This window comes from Mycobacterium sp. E1715, assembly GCF_001667625.1.
GTDB lineage: Bacteria > Actinomycetota > Actinomycetes > Mycobacteriales > Mycobacteriaceae > Mycobacterium.
In genome coordinates, this window is sequence record NZ_LZJJ01000091.1 from 1 (window position 1) to 17,467 (window position 17,467).

Below are 17,467 nucleotides of genomic sequence, written 5' to 3' on the forward strand. Positions count from 1 at the left end.
GCCGGCGACGATGGCGTTGCCCCCGTAGAACCGCTTGGCCGCGTCGAACAGGTGCATGGAACCGCCGCGGCCCCGCGAGCAGCCCTCCTGCTTGCCGAACATCTCGGCCATGATCGAGGTCATCGGGATGCCACGCAGCAGCGCGTGCGCGTGCTCGCGGTACGTCGCAACCACCGCGTCGTCGTCGGCCAGTGCGCGCAGGGACCCCGCGGCCACGGCCTCCTCGCCGACGTAGAGGTGCAGGAATCCGCGAATCTTGGCCGCGCTGTACAGTTCCGCGCACTTCTCCTCCATGCGCCGCACCCGGATCATGTCGGACAACAGCTCATGGGCCAGTTTCGTATCGGTCATGATGGCACCCCTTCGGCGTGCTGGACGGGGCGCTGCTCGATGGTGGATGTATCACCTTCGGGCAGGCCGAGTTCGCGGGCCTTCAGCAGGCGCCGCATGATCTTGCCGCTGCTCGTGTGCGGCAACGAGTCGACGAATTCGATCTCCTTGGGCGCCACCGTGGCCCCGAGCCGTTTGCGGGCGTGGCCCATCAGTTGCAGCCGCAGGTCCTCGTCGGCCAGGACGCCGTTCTTCAGCGTGACAAAGGCCTTTACCATTTCGCCGACCGTCGGATCGGGTATGCCGATGACGGCCGCCTCGGCGACGGCGGGGTGATCGGTCAGCGCGCTTTCCACTTCGAACGGACCGATCAGGTGTCCGGCGGACTTGATCACGTCATCCTTGCGGCCGACGAACCAGAAGTAGCCGTCGGCGTCCTTCTTCGCGAGATCCCCGGACAGGTAGAGGCCGTCGGCGAACGCGTTGCGGTAGCGCTCTTCGGCGTTCAGGTAACCGCGGAACATCGATGGCCAGCCGGGCCTGAGCGCGAGCTCACCCTCCACGCCGGGTTCGTCGACGACCTCGACGGGCCCGTCGTCGTCGCGGTGCACGATGAAGGCGTCGACCCCGGGCAGCGGCCGGCCCATCGACCCGGGCTTGATGTCGAACGCGGGTGTGTTGGCGATCATGATGCCGCCCGTCTCGGTCTGCCACCAGTTGTCGTGAATCGGCAGGCCCAGCACCCGCTTTCCCCACCAGACCGCCTCGGGGTTGAGCGGCTCGCCGACGCTGGCGATGAACCGAAGCCGCGGAAAGTGGTAGCGCGCGGGCAGTTCCGGTCCGGCCTTGATCAGCATCCGGATGGCGGTCGGTGCGGTGTACCACACGGAGACGCCCTGGTCCTGCAGGATGTGGTACCACCGTTCGGCGTCGAATTCCGCCTCGTCGACGATGGAGGTGACCCCGTGCAGGAGCGGGCTGATGATGCCGTAGGACGTGCCGGTCACCCAACCGGGATCGGCTGTGCACCAATAGGTGTCGTCGGGATGCAGGTCGAGCGCGTACAAGCCGGTGACGTAGTGCATCACGACGGCGCCGTGCACGTGGATGGCGCCTTTGGGCGTGCCCGTGGTCCCGCTGGTGAAGTGCAGCAGCGCCGGGTCGTCGGCGGTGGTCGGTTCGATCGGCGCGTTCTCGTCGGCCGCGTCCAGCCATTGCCAGAAGTCGAGCGTCCCCGGCGGCGCGCCGCCGCCCTGGCCGTCGTCGACCACGAAGACGTGCCGGAGCGAGGGGAGCCGATCGCGGATCTTGGCGACCTTGCGCTGGTAGATCGCCCTCGTGGTTACCAGCACGTCGGCCTGCCCGATGTTGACTCGGGTGGCGATCGGCTCCGGCCCGAAGGCCGAGAACAACGGTGAGACGACGCTGCCGTTGCGCAGCGCGCCCATCATCGCGATGTAGAGCTCCGGGGTGCGGCCCATGAGCGTGAAGACGCGGTTGCCCTTGTTGATGCCCAACGAGCGCAGCGCGCTGGAGAACCGCCGGGAGAGCCGGCCGAGCTCGGCGTAACTGAGGTCTTGGGTGGCGATCACACCGTCCCAGGGCCGGTCCGGGACGAACCGCAGGGCCGTGCGCGTGGCGGCCGGACCAGCGGTGTGACGATCGACGGCGGCGTAGGCGATGTTGCACAGGCCGGGGCCCATGCCCTCGCACGGATCCGGCACATCGGACCAGTGGAACTGGGCGCGCTCGTGTTCGTAGTCCGTGAGGTTGGGCCGAACGGAGAAGTCGGTGGCCGTTTTGCGGATGACGTCCATGACAGGGTCCTCGCTTCGGGTAGTCGCCTTCATCGTTTGCCGCGGGGCATCGCCGCAATAGAGACAAAGGTCATCAGTCGACCCCGGGTCCAATGACCCGACGCTGGGGACCAAGGACCCTGGCGCGCGCTGCCCGCATGCCCGAGGGTCCAGGTAGGAAAGGAGGGGCGACGAGCGATGACCCCGACGTTGGTCGACACCAAGGTGCTCACCAGGGCGGTGGAGCTGGCCTGTCGCGCCCCTTCGCTGCACAACACCCAGCCTTGGCGATGGGTCGCGGACGGCCCGAGCGTCGACCTGTTTGCCGACCCGGACCGCACGGTGCCCTCGGCCGACGGCTCCGGCCGCGAGTCGATCATCAGCTGCGGCGCGGTGCTCGACCATTTCCGGGTCGCGATGGCGGCCGACGGGTGGGCGACGAGCGTCGACGAGTTTCCCAACCCCAACAACCTCGACCACCTGGCCTCGGTCGACTTCCTCCCGACCGACTACGTCGCCGCGGCCCGGCGCGATCGCGCCGCGGCGATCCTGCGCCGCCGGACAGACCGGCGGCCGTTCGGCGCACCGAGGGACTGGGCGTCGTTCGAGCCGGTGCTGCGGAGCGCCTTCGACCCCGGCCTGGTCTCCCTCGACGTGCTCGCCGACGACGCGCGGCCGCGGCTGGTGGAGGCGGCGCGTCTCACCGAGGCGCTGCGCCGCTATGACGACGTCTATCACCATGAATTGCGTTGGTGGACAGCGCCGGGCAGGCACGACGACGGCATCCCCACGGCGGCGCTGGTGAGCGACGCGCAGCGGCGCGCCGTCGACGTGAACCGCCGGTTTCCCGCCGACGCGAACGCCCGACCGGGTTCGGCGGGACTCGCGGACCAAGCGGAGGTGCTCGTCCTGTCCACCCCGGGAGACACCCGCGCGGACGCATTCCTGTGCGGCCAGGTGCTTTCCGCGATCCTGCTGGAATGCACCATCGCGGGTCTGGCGACGTGCACCGTCACCCACGTGACGGAGTTGCCGGCCAGCCGCGACATGGTCCGTCAGCTGATAGCCGACACCGAAGCGGTGCCCCAGGTCTTGATCCGGGTGGGCACCGCCTTCGCGGGCAAGGGCGGCCCGGAACCGACGCCGCGGCGGCCCCTCGGCGATGTCTTGGAGATACGCCGCTAGGGCGGCCCGGATTGTGGCCATGGATTTCGAAGGGAGTCGACGATGATTGCCGATGCCGGGGACTGGCTCGTCATCAAGAGCGGCACGATCGGTCGCCCGGATCTGCGCGGGCTGATCACCTCCGTGCGTTCCCCCGATGGTGAACCGCCCTACCGGGTGCGGTGGCTGGCCACCGGGGAGGAGGCGACCGTGTTCCCGGGCCCGGACGCCATCGTCGTCACCGCCGCCGAGCAGCAGGCCGCCGACGAGCGGGCTCGAGCACGATTCGCCGCGGTGCAGGCCGCCATCCGGGATCACAGCCGAGTCGGGTAGCAGCCAAATGCCTTCTACCACAGACGGATGCCCGTCGATAACCGACGCCGACGTCGACGAGCTCGCCTTTGAATTTCTGCACTCGCCCTACGCCGGCCACACCTACGTCGACTGGCGTTTGGACCAGCGCCTCGACGGCTTCCTGCGCCACCGCGGGCTCGTGCGGCTCACCCAAGACGGTGACGCCTACGGCCTCATCCTCAACCGGGTGATGGCCTACATGGCCGAGCTGCGCCGGAAACGGTGACCCGACGAACGACCCGTAAGCCTGGGACTTCGGTCCCTACCGCCGATTACGGCGGACTGGTCGGATGAAAGTCGTCAATGGTGAAAGGGATCGAGGAGATTGCCATGGCGACCCTTCCCGTCCGCCCGCCGAGCGGCGTAGTGACCGCGGTGCGCGATGACCAGAGCAGCTGACGCGACCCGGCGCTCGCCGCGCCGCGTGTTCCGCGACCGCAGCGAGGCCGGCCGGGTGCTGGCCAACCTCCTCGGGGCCTACCGCGATCGGCCAGACGTGATCGTGCTGGGTCTGGCGCGGGGCGGCATACCCGTCGCGTGGGAGGTGGCGGCGGCGCTGCGCGCGCCGCTGGACGCCTTCATCGTGCGCAAGCTCGGCGCGCCCGGCCACGAGGAATTCGCGGTGGGAGCACTGGCGAGCGGGGGCCGCGTGGTGGTCAACGACGACGTCGTGCGTGGCCTGCGTATCACCCCGCAGGAGTTGCGCGCGGTCGCCGAGCGTGAGGGTCGGGAATTGATTCGGCGCGAGGCCGCCTACCGCGACGGGCGCCCACCCGTGGAGGTGGCCGGCAAGACGGTCATCCTCGTCGACGACGGATTGGCCACCGGCGCAAGCATGTCCGCGGCGGTGCAGGCGCTGCGCGAAGCCGAGCCGGCGCACATCGTCATCGCCGTGCCGGCGGCCCCCGAGTCGACGTGCCGGGAATTCGCCGGGCAGGTCGACGACGTCGTGTGCGCGAGCATGCCCACCCCGTTCCTCGCGGTCGGCGAGTCCTTCTGGGATTTCCGCCAGGTCACCGACGACGAGGTCCGCCGGCTGCTCGCCACGCCGACGACCGGGGCGTCGCGGGGCGCCGCGGCGCGGACACCGGCCGACGTGATCAGCCGGGTCGCCATCGACGCGCCGGCGGGCGTGCCGCCGCAAGCGGCGCTGGACGCGCTCGTCGGTGACGCGCGCATCGTGCTGATCGGCGAAAGTTCGCACGGCACACACGAGTTCTACGAGGCCCGGGCCGAAATCACCAAGTGGCTGATTGAGGAGAAGGGTTTCTGCGCCGTCGCGGCCGAGGCGGACTGGCCCGACGCCTACCGGGTGAACCGCTACGTTCGCGGCATCGGCGACGACACCACCGCCGACGAGGCGTTGAGCGGCTTCGAGCGCTTTCCCGCCTGGATGTGGCGCAACACCGTCGTCCGTGACTTCGTCGAGTGGCTACGCACGCGAAACCGGCTGCACGAGAACAACGGCCAGCGGCAGGCCGGCTTCTACGGCCTGGATCTCTACAGCCTGCACCGGTCGATGCGGGAGGTGATCGGCTACCTGGACAAGATCGACCCCAAGGCGGCGGCGCGGGCGCGGGAACGCTACGCCTGCTTCGACCACGCCTCGGCGGACGACGGTCAGGCGTACGGCTTCTCGGCGGCCTTCGGCGCGGGCCCGTCGTGCGAGAAGGAAGCGATCGATCAACTCGTCGAGATCCAGCGCAACGCGCTGGCCTACGCGCGCAGGGACGGCCTGCTCGCCGAGGACGAATTGTTCTACGCCCACCAGAACGCCCAGACGGTGCACAACGCGGAGGTGTACTACCGGGCGATGTTCAGCGGCCGGGTCACCTCGTGGAACCTGCGGGACAAACACATGGCGCAGACCCTCGACGCACTGCTCAAGCATCTGGACCGTCACGACGACGTGCCGTCCGCGCGAATCGTGGTGTGGGCCCACAACTCCCACGTAGGCGACGCCCGCGCCACCGAGGTGTGGGCCGACGGACAACTCACGCTCGGCCAGCTGGTCCGGCAGCGGCACGGCGACGAATCCCGCCTGCTCGGCTTCAGCACGTACGCGGGCACCGTCACCGCCGCCAGCGACTGGGGCGGCATCGCCGAACGCAAGGTCGTCCGCCCGGCCCTCAACGGGAGCATCGAAGAACTCCTGCACGAAACGGGCAGGGCGGCGTTCCTGGTGTCACCGCACCTCAACCCCGGGGCCGCGGAGCCCCTCGGCGCGGTGCGCCTGGGGCGTGCCATCGGGGTGATCTACCGCCCCGAGACCGAACGGCAGAGCCACTACTTCCACGTCCGGCCCGCCGACCAGTTCGACGCGATGATTCACATCGACCGGACGCGGGCGTTGGAGCCGTTGGAGGTCACCAGCTTGTGGATCGCCGGCGAGACGCCGGAAACGTACCCGAGCGGCCTCTAGGCACGAAGCGATGGAGATACAGATGCCGGCCGATCGGGCGCTGAGCCGAAGAATCGTCACGTTGACCATGAATCCCGCGCTCGACATCACCACGAGCGTCGGCGTGGTGCGGCCGACCGACAAATTGCGCTGTTCGGCGACGCGCTACGACCCGGGCGGCGGCGGCATCAACGTCGCGCGGATCGCGAAGGTCCTCGGCAGCCCGGTGCTGGCGGTGTTTCCGGCGGGCGGGTCGCACGGTGGCCTCGTCACCACCCTGCTCGGCGAGGCGGAGGTGCCGTTCCTGCAGATCCCGATCGCCGCCCAGACCCGCGAGAGTTTTTCCGTCAACGAGACCAGCACGGGCCAGCAATACCGGTTCGTCCTGCCGGGCCCGGAGCTCAACGCCTTCGAACAGGAGCAATGCCTCGCCGAACTGCGGGCCGCCGCCCAGACGGCCGAAGTCGTCGTGGCCAGCGGCAGCCTGCCGCCGGGCGTCCCGGCCGACTACTACCAGCGGGTCGCCGACATCTGCCGGGAGCTGGGCGTGAAGCTGATTCTGGACACCTCCGGCGGCGGCCTGCAGCACATCTCCTCGGGCGTGTATCTGCTCAAGGCGAGCGTGCGCGAGCTGAGGGAATGCGTCGGCCGCCGACTCGCCACCGAGTCCGAGCAATTGGCCGCCGCCCATCAGCTGATCGACAGCGGCCACGCACAGGTCGTCGTGGTGTCCCTGGGGTCCTACGGCGCGCTGCTCGCGACACGCCATGCCAGCCAACGCTTTCCGGCGGTCCCGATGCGTAGCGGCAGCGGCGTCGGGGCCGGCGACGCGATGGTCGCCGCGATCACGGTGGGTATCACCCGTGGGTGGCCGCTCGCCAAATCCGTTCGGTACGGGATCGCGGCGGGCGCGGCGATGCTGATGACGCCCGGTACGGCGGTCTTCGAGCGCATCGACGTGGAGCGGTTGTTCGAGCTGGTGGCCGAACCCGCGGAGGTGGGGCCGAACGACTTCGCAGCTGGGGCCTAACGGCCCCTCCGTCGCGGGGCGCCGGCGCAATAGCCTTGAAAGCGAATGGAACCCTAGGAGCCGACATGAACCAGCTGGACGCCAAGGCCGTGGTCGTCGGCGTCAACGGCTCGAAAGCCGCGGTGAACGCCGCGAAGTGGGCGATCGACGAGGCGATCGGCCGGCAGATGCCGCTGCGCCTGGTCTATGTCATCCCCCCACGAGGGGGCCACGCCGGGTCGGGCCCCACCTCGGAATGGGAGGTCGAACGCGGCGAAATCGCGCTGTGCGAAGCGGAGTCCGCCGTCCAGAGTGAGCGCAAGGCGGTCGAGATCGAGACGGCGATCGTCTCCGGTGACCCCGCGCAGGCGTTGATCGACCAATCGCTGGACGCCGCCCTGGTGTGTGTCGGCACCGCCAGGCGGGGATGGGCGTCCGACGGGCTGTTGGGCCCGACCGCGGCCGGCCTGGTGGCGCGCGCGCACTGCCCGGTCGCGATCATCCGCACCAATCCCGACGGGTCGCCGACGGAGCTCGGGGTGATCGCCGTTGTGCTCAACGACGAGCCCGACAACGACGAGGTGGTACACCAGGCCATGGAGGAAGGGCGCCGCCGCCACGCCACCGTCCGGCAGATCGACCGGCGGCTGAACAGCTGGGTCCGCCGCTACCCGGACGTCCACGTCCAGACCGTCGCTGCGGGCACCGGCGCCAGACCCAGCGAGAAGCCCGGTGGCACAATCGAACTCGCGGTGGTCGGCAGTGCCGATGCCGACGAGATCGCGGGGCTGGTCACCCCGAACTGTCATCCGATCGTCGGCTACCCCGACTGCTCGGTGCTCGTGGTTCGCCACTGAGATGACGGAGACCGCCCGAACCGAGTCGGTCGTCGCCGGTATCGATGGTTCCAAGGCGGCGATCCGCGCGGCGCTGTGGGCGGTCGACGAGGCGGTGAGTCGTGACGTTCCGCTGCGTCTGCTCTACGCGACCGAGGCCGAAGGCGGCGAACAAACGGCGGAGCTCGCGGTCGGCCAGGCGGTCAGCGCGATCCGCGCCGCGGGCAGGCCGGTGGCGATCGAGACGGAAATCGTCCACGGACCCGCGGTCGGGTCGCTGATTCGTTCGTCGGCGTCGGCGGTGATGGTCTGCGTGGGAGCCGTCGGGCTGCGCCACTTTCAACCGGGCCGGGTCGGCTCCACCGCCGCGGCGCTGGCCGTCTCGGCGCACTGCCCGGTGGCGATCGTCCGCGGCCGCGACGACCACCACCGGCAATCCGGAGGAAAGGCGGTCGTCGAGATCGACGGGTCCCCGGACTCGGTGCTGCTGGACGCGGCCGTCGACGAGGCCCTGTTGCGTGGCGCCGCGCTCCAGGCGGTCGTCTCGCGGCGCACCGCGCAGAGCGAGCATGGCGTGTGGGGCAGCGAGGCCGATCGGCGGGCGCTCGCCGACCTCGATCGCCGGCTCGCCCGCTGGAAGCGAAGCCATCCGCAGCTGCGTGTCGAATCCGTGGCGATCCACGCCGGACTGCTCGAATACCTCGCCGCCCCGGACGGGCCGGTGGGGTTGGTGATCGTCGGCGCCCACAACCGTCGGCACGTGGCCGAACTCGTCGGACCCCTCGGCAGCTCGGTGATGCAGGACGCCCGGTGTTCGCTGTTGGTGGTGAATCAGCAACATTTGTGAACTCGGACGATGATGGATGTGTGATATTGAGGTCATACGACCATCGGAAGGGTTCTTAATGGTCAAGGTTTTCCTGGTCGACGACCACGAGGTCGTCCGGCGCGGTCTCGCCGACCTCCTGGCGTCGGACCCCGAGCTCGAAATCGTCGGCGAGGCGGGTTCCGTCTCCGAGGCGAAGGCGCGTATCCCGGCGCTGCAGCCCGACGTCGCCGTGCTCGACGTGCGGCTTCCCGACGGCAACGGCATCGAGCTGTGCCGGGACCTGGTGTCCGATCACCCCGACCTGCGGTGCCTGATGTTGACGTCCTTCACCTCCGACGAGGCGATGCTGGAGGCCATTCTGGCCGGCGCCAGCGGCTATGTGGTCAAGGACATCAAGGGCATGGAGTTGGCCCACGCCATCAAGGAGGTGGGCGCGGGCAAGTCGCTGCTGGACAACCGCGCCGCGGCCGCGCTGATGGCGAAGCTTCGCGGCGCGGCCGAACGCGAAGACCCGCTGTCCGGCCTCACCGAGCAGGAGCGAACGCTGCTGGGTCTGCTCAGCGAGGGCCTCACCAACAGGCAGATAGCCGCACGGATGTTCCTCGCCGAGAAGACGGTGAAGAACTACGTGTCGCGGCTCCTCGCCAAACTCGGCATGGAGCGCCGGACCCAGGCGGCGGTGTTCGCGTCGAAGCTGGATCAACGGCCCGGCCATTCCCAACCGCCAGCGGACGCGCCTGCCGACTAGCCGGCAACCGCAACACGTCACGTCATCGACGGGAACTCTTCGCTTGGGCGCTTGACAAATTGCGACTACGCTGATTTTGCCATCTGACATTGAGCAAAAGTGTCGTGGAGGTTTTGACGGGTTGAGGAGCGACGACGGCGGCTCGGCATTCGCCGGACTCGGCCAGCGCGGGCTGGTCGGGAGGATGCACGAGCAGCTCGACGAGTTGCTGGCCGCCCGCGACCAGATGGAGCAGTTGCTCCGCGTCATCGTCGAGATCGGTGCGGGCCTCGACCTCGACGCCACGCTGCACCGGATCATCGGCGCCGCCCGCAAGCTGACCTCGGCCCCCTACGGCGCGCTGGCCATCCGTGACCTCGAAGGAAACTTGCTGCGCTTCGTCCACGAGGGCATGGACGCCGACACGGCCTCCCGCATCGGTCACCTGCCGTTCGGCAAGGGCCTGCTCAGCCTGTCGCTGCTGGACACGCCGGCCCTGCGGATGACTGATCTGACCGCCCATCCGGCCGCCGTCGGGTTCCCCGAACACCATCCTCCGATGCGCGCCTTCCTCGCGGTGCCGATCACCATCCGGGGCAACGTGTTCGGCAACCTCTACCTCACCCACGTCGATCCGGTGCGGGTGTTCTCCGAATCCGACGAGGTGGCCGCCCGCGCGCTGGCATTCGCCGCCGCCGTCGCGATCGACAACGCGCAGGTCTTTCAACGCGAGCGGACGGCCGTCAAGTGGATGGAGGCCAGCCGTGAGATCACGACCGCCCTGCTCTCCAGCGCCGCTCCGCACCGGCGCCCGCTGCAGCTGATCGCCGAACAGGCCCGGGTCCTGACCGACGCCGAACAGGCGATCGTCCTGGTGCCCGGCGATCCCGACCTGCCCGACGACGAGGTCGACACGCTGGTGGTCTCCGCGGCCGTCGGGGTGCACGCCGACGAGGTGGTCGGCCAACGGGTCCCGGTGGACGCGTCCACCAGCGGCACCGTGTTCCGCTCGGGCGAACCGCTGATCACCGAGACGTTGCGGTACCCGATTCAGGCGTTCACCGACGTCGGGCAGCGCCCGGCGATCCTGATGCCGCTGCGCGCCCGCGACGAGGTCGTCGGTGTCATCGCGATCGCACGTGGCGCTGACCAGCCGCCGTTCGACGACAGCTACCTCGATCTGGTCAACGACTTCGCCACGCACGCCGCGATGGCGCTGGTGCTCGCGTCGGCCCGCGACGACGCGCGGCAGCTGAGCATCCTGGCCGAGCGCGAGCGCATCGCGCACGATTTGCACGACCACGTCATCCAGCGGCTTTTCGCCGCCGGCATGGACCTGCAGGGAACGCTCGCGCGGGCGCGCTCCCCGGAGGTCGCCGACCGGCTCAACCGCACCCTCGACGACCTGCAGACCATCATCGAGGAGATCCGCACGACGATCTTCCAGCTGAAATCCCCGATGGGTAAGAACGGCGACTTCCGGCGCCGCATCCAACAGGTGGTCGCCGATCTGACCGAGAATCGCGACGTCGTGACCACCGTGCGGATGCACGGACCGATGACCGCCGTCGGCGGAGAGCTTGCCGACCACGCCGAGGCGGTGGCCACGGAAGCCGTCAGCAACGCCCTGCGCCATTCCGGTGGATCGCGCCTGACCGTCGAGATCAGCGTCGCCGACATGTTCGTCCTGGACATCGTCGACAACGGCTCCGGCATCCCTGTCGGCAACACGCGCAGCAGCGGCCTGGGCAACATGCGGCGCCGCGCCGAACAACTCGGCGGTGCCTGCGAGATCACCGGCCCCCCGGAGGGTGGCACCCGGGTGCACTGGGTCGCCCCGCTCATCGATCAGTAACGTCGCCCCGGCGGGACCAAAGGGGGGCGGCCCTTGGGCCTAACGGCCCTGCCCGACGGCGCCGCCCCGGACTACCGTCGGGGTCGTGAGTGATCGGTCGGTCGACGCGGCGGAATCTGCTCGGCTGCTCGACGGACGCCTGGTGTCGTTGCGCGCTCTGACGGTTGCCGACGCCGAGGCCGTCTTGGCGCTGCATGAGCAGCTGTCCGACTATGACCGGTACTTCCGCTTCTTCACGCTGCAGCTGTCACCGCTGCATGAGCTCGTCGCGAAGCTGACCGGGCCCGCGGATGGTTTGTACGCGCTGGGCGCCTTCGACGCCGACCGGCTGATCGGCGTGGCGCACTGCGTCGTCGTCGACGATCCGCAGGTGGCCGAGGTGGCGATTGTGGTTGCGCACCAGGATCATTCGGTGGGCGTGGGCACCGCCTTGCTCAAGCACCTGGCCCCGATCGCTCGGGCGCATGGCATCGATCGGTTCGTCGCCGACGTCCTCGAAGAGAACCACCCGATGCTCACGGTCTTCTTCGATCTCGGCTGGCCTTGCCGGCCAATCGATCACGGCTCGGTTCGCCATCTCGAGATCGAGCTGCCCGAATTCGACGGCGTGTAGAGGAGCAGAACAATGACGCAGAGCGCGACGAAATACGGCGTACTGGTGTGTGTCGACGGGTCGGCGGCATCCGACGCCGCCGTGGCCTGGGGGACGCGGGAGGCCCTCATGCGTGATCTGCCCATCACGCTGGTGCACGCGGTTCCCCCCGTCGTGGTCGGATGGCCGGTGGGCCAGCTGTACGCGGACATGCCCGAATGGCAGCACGACAGCGCCCAGCACGTCATCGACCAGGCCCGCAAGACGCTCAACGCCAGCGTCGGCGACTCCGCGCCGCCCGAAATCCACACGGAGACCAGGTATTCAGCCATCGTCCCGGCACTGGTCGAGGCCTCCAAGGATGCCCGGATGATCGTCGCCGGAAGCCAGGGGCTGGGCGCGGTGGGTCGCCTGCTGTTGGGCTCGGTGACCACGGGCCTCGTGCACTACGCCCACTGCCCGGTCGCGGTGATTCACTCCGCCGAAGGGTCGGCGCCCGATCCGGCCGCGCCCGTGGTGCTCGGCATCGACGGCTCCCCGGCGTCGGAGGACGCGACCACGCTGGCCTTCGACGAGGCCTCCCGCAGGGGGGTCGGCCTGGTGGCCGTGCACGTCTGGAGCGACGTGGGGGTGTTCCCCATCCTCGGCATGGACTGGCGCGACCGCGAGATCCAGGCGGCCGAAACCCTCGCCGAACGCCTGGCCGGCTGGCACGAGCGGTATCCCGACGTGCGAGTCGAACGGAAACTGTTCTGCGACAAGCCGTCCGAGTGGTTGCTCAAGGAATCCGAACGCGCCCAGCTGGTGGTGGTCGGTAGCCGCGGCCGTGGCGGATTCCCCGGAATGTTGCTCGGCTCGGTGAGTTCGGCCGTCGCGCAGTCGGCGCGGGTGCCCGTGTTGGTTGTCCGTTGAGAAGAAGAACCTTGCGCGTGAGGGAGGCTCGCAAATGATCGAACTGTTGCCGGACATGCCGGAGAAAGTGATCGGCATCCGGGTGTCGGGCCGGCTGCGCGGCGACGAGCTGCGTGACTTCAAGCCCCAGATCGAGCGGGTGCTAGAGACCGGCGAGGTCCGCATCGTCGAGGTGATCGCGCCCGATTACGAGGGATTCGGGCCGGGCGGATTCCTCGAGGACCTCAAGCTGGGCTTGGGCACCGTGCTGCCGCACCACGCGGCGTTCAAGCGGATCGCGGTGGTCTCCGACAAGGACTGGGTCGCCCATGTCCTGCACGCCGTCGCGTGGCTGGTCCCCGGCGAGTTCGCCATCTTCTCATCCGACGAGCTCGACAGCGCCACCGAATGGGCGGCCGGGTAGCTCGCCGTCAGTCACGCACGACGAGCACCGAACACCCCGCGTTTCCGCTCGGGTGCGCGGTGATCGGTCCCACGATCCGGGCGACCTTGTCCGCGTCCTCGCCGCCCACCACCGCGAGCTGAACCGGCTCGGTTGTGTGCGTGAGGAATTCGGCCGCGCCGCGCCTGGCCGCGGCGGGCTGGACGTGCACCTCGCGGTGCTGCGCCACCCAGGGGCCGAGCCGCTGCTCGAGCTGGCTGTAGGGGATCTCGCCGAGGCCCCACCGCCAGACGCCCATCGCCAGGATCGGCGCCTCACGCAGGCGGGCCTCGCGGAAGCCGTGTTCGAGCACGGCGTCGTTGCCGGCCGATTCCCCGACGGCGACGGCGACGAATCCGTCATCCGGCTCGGCGCCACGGCTGCGGATCACGGCCACCGGGCAGTGCGCCTTGTGCGCCAGGGTTTCCGCGGTCGAGCCCAGGACCTTACGCGCCACCCAGCCCGTGCCGACCGAACCCACGCAAACCATTGCGGCACTGCGTGATTCGTCGATCAGCGCGTCCTCGGATGAGCCGCGCACGATGTCGCATTCGATCTTCACCTGCTGACCCGTGGCCTGAAGCGCCGCATCGGCGGCGCGCAGCGCGGTTTGGGCGTATTGGATGTCCAGGCTGTCGTCGCCGGCGTTCCGCCGGGGGACGGCGTGAATCAGCCGAAGCGGGACGTCACGGCTGACGGCCTCGGCGGCGGCCCACTTGGCCGCATTGATCGCGGCGTCCGAGCCGTCGATACCCACCACGATCCGCTGCTGCGGATTGTTCATCGTGTCCTCCCGGAGACTGGCCAGCGGACCCTGAAGGCCCGGCACTGGTCACGTTATGGGGGCGCGGCGCGGTTCAGCAGGGCCGTTCGGCCCCCGTTGGCGGGCATTGGTCACCTGACCTCAGGCGACCTCGACCGTGCGCCCGGGTAGCAGCTGGTGCACGCGGCCACGGCATTCCACCGTGACCGATGCGCTGTTGCCGGCCTCGGACGTCAGCTCGGCCGCCCGCCCGCTGACCCGCAGGTGCAGCCGTTCGCCGCGATAGACGAACGGAAACTCGATCGGATCCAGCGCCTTCGGCCACTGCGGGCTCAGGATCAACCGGTCGTCGCGGGTCTCCAGTCCGGTGAAACACCGTTGCAGCAGATCGATGCTGCCGGCCATCGCGGCCAGGTGGATACCCTCCGCCGTGGTGCCACCCTGGATGTCGACGATGTCGGACGCGAGCACCTGCACGAAGTACTTCATGGCGTGGTGCCGGTTGGCGCGGGTGAGCACCCACGAATGGACCAGGGCGCTCAGCGTCGATCCCTCGGAGGTGCGCGCGAGGTAGTAGTCCACCGTCTCAGGGATCCGCTCCGGCGCGAAGCGGTAGCCGAGCCGGCCCAACAGAGCCAGCAACTCGTCCGACGACAGCAGGTAGAACAGCATCAACACGTCGGCCTGCTTGGACGCCTTGTAGTTGTTCACACTGTCGTTCTCGGCCTCCAGGATGCGGTCGAGCCGCTGGATGTTGCCGTAGCGCTGCCGGTATTGGTCCCAATCCAGTTCCGCCAGTTGCGAATAGCCCTCGAACTGGCTGATCACGTTGTCGTGGAACGGAACGAACATGCGCCGCGTCACGTGCTCCCACCGGCCGAGCTCTTCGCTCGTCAGGTCGATCTTGCCGACGAGGTCCAGGCGGTCCCGCAGCGGGAGCAGGTCCAAGGCGTCCATCGCCCGCAGGATGGTCCAGACCGCCATCACGTTGGTGTATGCGTTGTTGTCGATCCCGTCGTATTCCTTGCCCGGATAACCCGAATGGAACTCGTCGGGGCCGACGATGCCCTTGATCGTGTAGCGGCCGCGGGTCTCGTCGAAGCTGGCGAGCCCGACCCAGAAACGCGCGATCTCCACCAGCATCTCGGCGCCGTAGTCGACGAGAAACTGCCGGTCTCCGGTCACCTGGTAGTGCTGCCAGGTGTTGTAGGCGATGGCCAGACCCACGTGGTGCGCCCGGGCGCTGGCATCCGGATTCCAGCGGCCGGACTCCGGGTTCAGGTGCACCTCCTGGCTCACCTCGCGTCCGTCGCTGCCCGACTGCCAGGGGTACATCGCACCCAGATAACCGGCCCGGTGTGCCGCCCGGCGGGCCTCCGGAAGGCGCCGATAACGGTAAATCAGCAGCGAGCGTGCCACATTGGGCATGCGCACGCTCAGCACCGGGGAGACGAACAGCGAGTCCCAGAACACGTGTCCGCGGTAGGCCTCGCCGTGCAGGCCCCTGGCCGGCACACCGGCGTCGAGTTCGGCGGTGTGTGGCGAGAGCGTCTGCAGCAGGTGCACCAGGTGCAACCGCAGGATCCGCAGCGCGTCGGCGCCGTCGGTCAGGCCGATCGCGCATTGTTCCCACAACAGGTCCCAGGCGCGGGCGTGCTGACGATGCAGCTCGGCATACCGGCCGGCGGCATCGAGATGTAGCTGCGCGGTGCTCGCCGGCTCCGATATCGCGTTGTCCCGGCCGGTGAAGACGGCCGCGATCTTTTCGCAGGTGACCGATTGGCCCTCGGCCAGCGCCACCTGGATGTCGTGGCCGCCACGGTCGGGCTCGGCCACGACCTTGTACTGGGCGACGGCTCGGGCGTCATCGCACCACACGGTGGTGCGAGCGGCCACCGCGATGGCGATGCGCGACTGCGACGTCTCGGTCCGCAAGATCACCGATTCGTCGGCGAATTCGTCGATAGCCGGTGACGTGAGGTGCCTGCTCGACAGCGAACGGTAGCGCTCGACCATGGTGTTGCCCACGCCGCCGTCCAGCAGGGACCGGAACTCGACGGTGCCCGACCAGTTCTCCGCGACGACCGTCGTCTGCAAGGCGAGCAGATGCGGCTCGTGCATGGATGCGAACCGCTGTTGGGTCATTCTCGTGGTCTGGCCCGCACCGTCGGAGAATCGCAGCGTGCGCGTCAGCGTCGCGTGCCGCAGGTCGAATGTCTGCCGGTAGGACAACAATTCGGTGTCGTCGATGTGAAACCACGGCCCGCCGTTGATCCGGAAGGTCAACGGCAACCAGTTGGGCAGATTGACCAGGCTTTCGTTCTCGATCGTCCGGCCGGCGACCCGATCGGCCAGCGTGTTGTAAACCCCGGCCGCATACGTCCCCGGGTAGTGCGCCGCGCTTGCGGTGGCCTCCGGGGCGCAGCCGCGGCTGGCGACGTAGCCGTTGCCGACGGTGCACAGCGTTTCGCGCAGCCGCTCGTAGGTGGGGTCGTAACCCTCATAGACCAGTTCCCACGCGTCGTTGGGTGCGGCGGCGGCCTCGTGCAGATCGTCGGCCAGCCGCCGGACGAAGTCGCGCACCGCGAGCGGATCCGCCAGGCTGACGAACGCGGCCGATGGGCGATCCCCATCCTCGTTGTGCCGCAACACAATTCCGACTCCGTCGAATTGGACCGCATCGAAGGCGTCCTCGTCGGTGATGTCGTCGCCTACGTAGATCGGCAACACCGCATCGCCGCCGGTTCCCTGGATTTGTTCGAGGATCCAGTTGAGCGTCGTGCCCTTGTCCCAGTCGAGGCTGGGGCGTAGTTCGATGACCCTGCGACCCATCGTGATCCGCAGGCATTCGGATCGCGCGAGCTTGCGTACCGCCGCGATCACCCCATCGACCCGTTCGGAGTCGACGTGGCGGTAGTGGACCGCGACCGCAAACCTCTTGCGCTCCAAATGGATTCCCGGGACACCGGCGAGCAGCTCCGTCAACCGGTCGGCCGCACGCGCCAGCGCGTCGATGGCGCCGAGGGCGTCGGCGTTGTCGTGGTGGGTCCCGTCCGGTGCGACGAGCTCGAAACCGTGGCTGCCCGCGTACCAGATCCCGTCGACGCGCACGCGGTCGCGAAGATCACCCACTTCGCGTCCGCTGACCACCGCGACGGGGCACTCCGCCGCGAGCGCGCGCAGCGCTTCGGGCGCACCCTCGACCGGTGTGGCGGACGCCGGCTGGGCGACGATCTCGGACAGCGTGCCGTCGAAGTCGAGAAACACCGCCGGCCGCCGGCTGGCCACCAGCTCCTTCAGCTGGCTGTAGACACCCGTCGCGTCCGCGATGGTCGACAACGGGGAGCCCCCGCGCCGCACCGTGATCCCGGCGAAGTCGGCGACGATGGCGTCCGCCCCGAGGGACAGCAACCCGTCTCCACCTCCGTTGCGCTCGAGGCCGATGACGAGCCCGAAGCCGTGGTCCCGGCCCGCCGCG

16 protein-coding genes are annotated in these 17,467 nt (G+C 69.0%); 12 read left to right on the forward strand and 4 right to left on the reverse strand.

Going from position 1 to position 17,467, the window contains the following annotated elements; all coding sequences use genetic code 11:
* Both A9X03_RS05060 and acsA read right to left on the reverse strand, forming a co-directional pair.
* Nucleotides 1-351: thiamine pyrophosphate-dependent enzyme (locus A9X03_RS05060; protein ID WP_255396715.1), on the reverse strand; the 351-nt coding region annotated here is incomplete at its 3' end.
* Nucleotides 348-2,147, reverse strand: a complete 1,800-nt coding sequence (acsA, locus tag A9X03_RS05065) for an acetate--CoA ligase (protein ID WP_067761155.1) — start codon at nucleotides 2,145-2,147, stop codon at nucleotides 348-350. The genes A9X03_RS05060 and acsA, both read right to left, overlap by 4 nt.
* 177 nt (nucleotides 2,148-2,324) lie before the next feature.
* On the opposite strand from acsA, the gene A9X03_RS05070 reads away from it, so the two are divergent.
* From A9X03_RS05070 to A9X03_RS05125, 12 genes are all read left to right on the forward strand, one after another.
* Entirely contained in the window at nucleotides 2,325-3,311 is a 987-nt protein-coding gene (locus A9X03_RS05070) for an NAD(P)H nitroreductase (RefSeq protein ID WP_067761153.1), read from the forward strand.
* 42 nt (nucleotides 3,312-3,353) lie between these two features.
* The gene (locus tag A9X03_RS05075) at nucleotides 3,354-3,623 is read left to right on the forward strand and encodes a DUF1918 domain-containing protein (protein WP_067761152.1); all 270 of its coding nucleotides are present in this window, start codon (nucleotides 3,354-3,356) and stop codon (nucleotides 3,621-3,623) included.
* Between the two features lie 7 nt (nucleotides 3,624-3,630).
* Entirely contained in the window at nucleotides 3,631-3,870 is a 240-nt protein-coding gene (locus tag A9X03_RS05080) for a hypothetical protein (protein WP_067761150.1), read from the forward strand.
* Nucleotides 3,871-4,026: 156 nt separating this feature from the next.
* Nucleotides 4,027-6,066, forward strand: a complete 2,040-nt coding sequence (locus tag A9X03_RS05085; protein WP_156746475.1) for an erythromycin esterase family protein — start codon at nucleotides 4,027-4,029, stop codon at nucleotides 6,064-6,066.
* A gap of 22 nt (nucleotides 6,067-6,088) precedes the next feature.
* The gene (locus A9X03_RS05090) at nucleotides 6,089-7,075 is read left to right on the forward strand and encodes a 1-phosphofructokinase family hexose kinase (RefSeq protein WP_068259958.1); all 987 of its coding nucleotides are present in this window, start codon (nucleotides 6,089-6,091) and stop codon (nucleotides 7,073-7,075) included.
* A 65-nt stretch (nucleotides 7,076-7,140) separates the two neighbouring features.
* Complete coding sequence (locus tag A9X03_RS05095) at nucleotides 7,141-7,911, forward strand: universal stress protein (protein WP_068259947.1); 771 nt, start codon at nucleotides 7,141-7,143, stop codon at nucleotides 7,909-7,911.
* Between the two features lies 1 nt (nucleotide 7,912).
* Entirely contained in the window at nucleotides 7,913-8,737 is an 825-nt protein-coding gene (locus A9X03_RS05100) for a universal stress protein (protein ID WP_068259950.1), read from the forward strand.
* A gap of 58 nt (nucleotides 8,738-8,795) precedes the next feature.
* On the forward strand, nucleotides 8,796-9,467 hold the full coding sequence (locus tag A9X03_RS05105) for a response regulator transcription factor (protein WP_067761143.1): 672 nt from the start codon (nucleotides 8,796-8,798) through the stop codon (nucleotides 9,465-9,467).
* Between the two features lie 184 nt (nucleotides 9,468-9,651).
* A complete protein-coding gene (locus tag A9X03_RS05110) occupies nucleotides 9,652-11,301 on the forward strand; it encodes a GAF domain-containing protein (protein WP_197696017.1) in 1,650 nt (549 codons plus the stop codon).
* Nucleotides 11,302-11,386: 85 nt separating this feature from the next.
* Entirely contained in the window at nucleotides 11,387-11,914 is a 528-nt protein-coding gene (locus tag A9X03_RS05115) for a GNAT family N-acetyltransferase (RefSeq protein ID WP_067761139.1), read from the forward strand.
* Between the two features lie 12 nt (nucleotides 11,915-11,926).
* On the forward strand, nucleotides 11,927-12,805 hold the full coding sequence (locus A9X03_RS05120) for a universal stress protein (protein WP_067761137.1): 879 nt from the start codon (nucleotides 11,927-11,929) through the stop codon (nucleotides 12,803-12,805).
* A 34-nt stretch (nucleotides 12,806-12,839) separates the two neighbouring features.
* Nucleotides 12,840-13,208 carry an STAS/SEC14 domain-containing protein gene (locus A9X03_RS05125; RefSeq protein ID WP_068259956.1) on the forward strand — a complete coding sequence of 123 codons (369 nt, stop codon included), beginning with the start codon at nucleotides 12,840-12,842 and terminating at the stop codon, nucleotides 13,206-13,208.
* Nucleotides 13,209-13,215: 7 nt separating this feature from the next.
* Here A9X03_RS05125 and A9X03_RS05130 read toward each other — a convergent pair whose 3' ends face one another.
* Nucleotides 13,216-14,010, reverse strand: a complete 795-nt coding sequence (locus A9X03_RS05130; RefSeq protein WP_067781865.1) for a universal stress protein — start codon at nucleotides 14,008-14,010, stop codon at nucleotides 13,216-13,218.
* A 120-nt stretch (nucleotides 14,011-14,130) separates the two neighbouring features.
* A partial coding sequence (gene otsB / locus A9X03_RS05135) for a trehalose-phosphatase (RefSeq protein WP_197696016.1) occupies nucleotides 14,131-17,467 on the reverse strand: 3,337 nt, incomplete at its 5' end.